Below are 5,194 nucleotides of genomic sequence, written 5' to 3'. Positions count from 1 at the left end.
TCCACATGCGCACACACCTCATCGAACGCATCCGCGAACACCGGGAAGGCCGCGTACAGTTCACGCCCCATCCCCAGCCGCTGACTCCCCTGCCCCGAGAACAGGAACGCCGTACGGCCTTCCGCCGGGCGCGCGACGCCCCGTACGAGGTCCGCGGCCGACTCCCCGTTGCTCAGGGCCTCCAGGCCGGCGGCCAGTTCGGCCGTGGTCCGGCCGAGGACGACCGCGCGGTGTGGCATGGCGGTACGGGACTCGGCCAGCGTGCGGGCGAGGTCCGCCGGAGCGAGGTCCGGGTGGTTCGCCGTGTGGGCCAGGAGGTTGCGTGCCTGAGCCCGCAGGGACGCCTCGTCCTTGCCGGACACCGTCCAGAGCAGGTACCGCTCTTCGGCGGGCGCCCCGTCGCCCTCCTCCTCTTCGCCGGGCGTGGTGGCCGGGGCCTGCTCGATGATGGTGTGGGCGTTGGTGCCGCTCACGCCGAAGGAGGAGACCGCCGCCCGTCGCGGGTGGCCGTTCCCGGTCCAGGTCACGGGCTCGGTGAGCAGGCGTACCGCGCCCGTCGACCAGTCGACGTGTGGTGACGCCTCGTCCACGTGCAGGGTCTTCGGCAGCAAGCCGTGGCGCAGTGCCATCACGGTCTTGATCACGCTGGCCACGCCTGAAGCGGCCTGGGTGTGGCCGATGTTGGACTTGAGCGAGCCCAGCCACAGCGGCTGGTCCTCCGGCCGGTCCTGCCCGTACGTCGCCAGCAGCGCCTGGGCTTCGATCGGGTCGCCGAGCGCGGTGCCGGTGCCGTGCGCCTCGACCACGTCCACGTCGGCGGTCGACAGACCCGCGTTGGCGAGCGCCTGGCGGATGACCCGCTGCTGCGCCGGACCGTTCGGGGCGGTCAGGCCGTTCGAGGCACCGTCCTGGTTGACGGCGCTGCCGCGCACGACCGCGAGTACCGGGTGGCCGTTGCGCCGCGCGTCCGACAGCCGCTCCACCAGCAGCATGCCGACGCCCTCGCCCCAGCCCGTGCCGTCGGCGGCGGCCGCGAACGGCTTGCAGCGGCCGTCGGCGGCCAGACCGCGCTGCCGGCTGAACTCGACGAAGGCGTTGGGGCTCGCCATCACGGCCGCGCCGCCGACCAGCGCGAGCTCACACTCGCCCTGGCGCAGGGCCTGCGTGGCCAGGTGCAGCGCGACCAGCGAGGAGGAGCAGGCGGTGTCCACCGTCATCGCGGGCCCCTCGAGGCCGAGGGAGTACGCGATCCGGCCCGACATGACGCTGCTGGAGGCGCCGGTGAGCAGGTGCCCTTCGACGCCGTCGGGGAGGTCGCCCAGCCCCGCGCCGTATCCCTGGTAGCCGGAGCCGATGAAGACACCGGTCCGGCTGCCGCGCACGGCGGAGGGTGCGAGCCGGGCCCGTTCCAGGGCTTCCCAGGCGGTTTCCAGGAGCAGCCTCTGCTGCGGGTCCATGGCGAGGGCCTCGCGCGGTGAGATCCCGAAGAACGTGGAGTCGAAGCGGCCGGCGTCGTAGAGGAACCCGCCCTCGCTGACGTACGTGGTGCCGGGGTGTTCGGGGTCCGGGTCGTACAGGCCGTCGAGGTCCCAGCCGCGGTCGGCCGGGAAGGCCGACACGGCGTCGACGCCGTCCACGAGGAGCTGCCACAGCCGCTCGGGGGAGTTGGCGCCACCGGGGAACCGGCAGCTCATGGCGACGATCGCGATGGGCTCGTCGGGGGCCGCCCCCGTGCGCTCGGCCGGCGCGGCGCCGTCCGCGCCGACGGCGGCGGCGCCGTGGCCGGACACCTCGGCGGCCAGGAAGGCGGCGAGCGCGGCGGCGTTGGGGTGGTCGAAGACCAGGGTGGTCGGCAACCGCAGGCCGGTGGCCGCGTTCAGCCGGTTGCGCAGTTCGACACCGGTGAGCGAGTCGAACCCGAGGTCCTTGAAAGAGCGGTCGGAGGCCACGGAGTCACGGCCCGGATGGCCGAGCGCCCTGGCCACTTCGGCCCTGACGAGGTCGAGCAGTACGCGGCGGCGCTCGGGCTCCGCGAGGGCCGCCAGCTCGGCTCCGAGGGAGGACGCCGCGCCGTCGGCGCCGCCTCCGGTGCCCGTGGCCGGTTCGGCCTCGGCGAGGGCCTTGCGCACCTCCGGCAGGTCGGCGAGGAGGGGGCTGGTCCGGGCGATGGTGAAGGCCGGCGCGAACCGGCCCCAGCTGACGTCCGCGACGACGACGGCGGTCTCGTCGTGGTCCAGCGCCCGCTGGAGCGCGGCGATCGCGGTGTCCGGGGACATCGCCGGCAGACCGCGGCGGCGCAGGTGCTCTTCCGCCTCGCCGTCGCCCACCATGCCGCCGTCCGCCCAGGGCCCCCAGGCCACCGCCGTGGCGGTGAGGCCGCGGGAGCGCCGCTGCTCGGCGAGTCCGTCGAGGAAGGCGTTGGCGGCCGAGTAGGCGGCCTGGCTGCCGCTGCCCCACACGCCGGCCACCGAGGAGAAGAGGACGAAGGCGTCCAGCGGCCGGTCACCCAGGAGTTCGTCCAGGTGCGTCGCGCCCGCCACCTTGGCGGACACGACGTCCGCGAGGTCGTCGAGGCCCAGGGTGTCGGTGGGTGCGAACTGCGGTACGCCTGCCGCGTGCACCACCGCCGTCAGCGGATACCGGTCCTCGGGCAGCGACCAGAGCAGGTCGGCGACCGCCTCCCGGTCGGAGACGTCGCAGGCCACGACGGTGACCTTGGCGCCCAACTCCTCGATCTCCGCCACGAGTTCGGCTGCTCCGGGGGCCTCCGGACCCCGTCGGCCGGTCAGCACGACGTGTTCGGCGCCGCGCCCAGCCACGTGCCGCGCCACCTGCGCGCCCAGCGCGCCGGTGCCGCCGGTGATCAGTACGGTGCCGCGCGGCTGCCAGGCCTGGTCGGCGGGTGCGGCACCGGTGAGGGCCCGCACCAGGCGCCGGACGAAGATCCCGGAGGGCCGGATCGCGATCTGGTCCTCCGCGGCGGGTGCGGACAGTACGGACACCAGCCGGCGGGCCGTCCGCTCGTCCAGGGCACCGGCCAGGTCGACCAGTCCGCCCCAGAGCTCCGGGAACTCCAGGGCCACCGAGCGGCCGAGGCCCCAGACCATGCCCTGGCCGGGGCTGGTCAGCGGGTCCGAGCGGCCGATGGTGACCGCTCCCGTGGTGACGCACCAGAGCGGTGCGGACACCTCCGCGTCGCCCAGCGCCTGCACGAGCAGGGTGGTCAGGGCGAGACCGGTGGGCAGCTCCGGGTGGGCGGGGTGCGGCTCTTCGGCGAGCGCGAGCAGCGACAGGACGCCGGCGGGTGAGGTGTCTCCGAGCTCCCGGCGCAGCAGTGCGGCCAGCGCCGGACGGTCCGCGTCGGCGCGTACGACCAGCGGTACGACGTCGGCGCCGTGGCGGGACAGGGCGGCCGTCACGTCGGCGACCGTACGGTCGTCCTCGGCGCCCGCCGGGACGACGAGCAGCCAGGCGCCGGTCAGTTCGGCCGCCTCCCGGCCGGTGAGCGGCTTCCACGAGATCCGGTACCGGCGGCCGTCGAGAACGGACTGGTCCCGCCGCTGCCGGCGCCACTGGGACAGGGCCGGCAGTACGGAGCTGAGCGGGGAGTCCCCGTCGACCTCCAACTGCTCGGTGAGGGCCGCCAGATCCTGGCTCTCCACGACCTCCCAGAACCCGGCCTCCGCCGGGTCCGCCGCCGCGGGCCCGGTCTCGTGCGGGTCGGCGGGGAGCAGCCAGTACGGCGTGTTGCGGAAGGCGTAGGTGGGGAGGTCGACGCGCCGGGCGCCGCGATCGGCGAAGACGGCCGTCCAGTCGACGGGAATCCCGTGGACGTGGAGCTGGGCGAGGGCGGTCGTGACGGCCACGTCCTCGGCGCGGTCCGTGCGCAGGAGGGGGACCGTGACGGCGTGCTCGTCCAGGGAGTCCTGGGCCATGGCCGTCAGCGCTCCGCCGGGGCCGATCTCCAGGAAGGTACGGACGCCCTCGTCGGCCAGGGAGGCGACGGCGTCGGCGAAGCGGACGGCCTCGCGGACGTGGCGCACCCAGTAGTCGGCGGAGCCGAACTCCTCCGCCGGCACCAGGTGCCCGGTGAGGGTGGAGACGACCGGCACGCGCGGGGCATTGAAGGTGACCGTTTCCACGACCGTGCGGAAGTCGTCCAGCATCGGGTCCATCAACGGCGAGTGGAACGCGTGCGAGACGGACAGCGCCTTCGTCTTGCGCCCGTCGGCCGACAGCCGGTCGACGACCGCTGCCACGGCGTCCTCCGCGCCCGAAACCACCACCGACGACGGCCCGTTGACCGCGGCGATGCCCGCGCGGTCCTCGTAGCCGGTCAGCAGTTCCCGTACCTCGTCCTCCGAGGCCTGTACCGCCACCATCACGCCCCCGGCCGGGAGCGCCTGCATCAGCCGGCCACGCGCTGCCACCAGCCGCGCCGCGTCCTCGAGCGAGAGCACGCCGGCCACGTGGGCCGCCGCGAACTCGCCCACCGAGTGGCCCGCCAGGAGGTCCGGCCGCACACCCCAGGACTCCACCAGCCGGAACAGCGCCACCTCGACCGCGAACAACGCCGACTGCGTGTAGGTCGTCTGGTTCAGGAGCTCCGCGTCATCGCCGAACACCACGCCCCGCACCGGCTGTTCGAGGTGCGCGTCCAGTGCGGAGCAGACCGTGTCGAAGACCTCGGCGAACACCGGGAAGGCCGCGTAGAGGTCACGCCCCATCCCCAGGCGCTGGCTCCCCTGCCCCGAGAACAGGAACGCGGTCCTGCTGCCTCCGGCGGACGCCGTTCCCCGCACGGTCTCCGCGCCGGAGGTCTCGCCGTGTGCCAGGGCGGTGAGTCCCCGGAGGAGCAGCTCGCGGTCCGCGCCGATGACGGCCGCGCGGTGGGGGAAGGAGGCGCGCGTGGTCGCCAGGGAGAGGGCGATGTCGGTCTCGTCGGTCCGGCGGGCGGACTGGACGTACCCGAGGAGGCGTTCCGCCTGGGCCCGCAGGCCGATGTCGTCCTTCGCGGAGATCAGCCAGGGGACCGCCGGCCGGTCGTCCCCGTCGGGCCGCGTCTCCTCGGCATCTTCGGCCGGTGCCTGCTCGACGATGACGTGGGCGTTGGTGCCACTGACGCCGAACGAGGACACTCCGGCCCGGCGCGGACGCCCGTGCTCCGCCCACTCCACCGGCTCGGTGAGCAGCT

At 74.5% G+C, this 5,194-nt stretch carries 1 protein-coding gene; it reads right to left on the bottom strand.

Going from position 1 to position 5,194, the window contains the following annotated elements; translation table 11 throughout:
- A partial coding sequence (locus ACFV0Q_RS38125; RefSeq protein WP_385012215.1) for an SDR family NAD(P)-dependent oxidoreductase occupies nucleotides 1–5,194 on the bottom strand: 5,194 nt, incomplete at both ends.

The organism is Streptomyces sp. NPDC059564 (genome assembly GCF_042735575.1).
GTDB lineage: Bacteria > Actinomycetota > Actinomycetes > Streptomycetales > Streptomycetaceae > Streptomyces.
The sequence above is the reverse complement of the archived record's forward strand: the minus strand, read 5'-3'. Positions and strand labels throughout refer to the sequence as shown.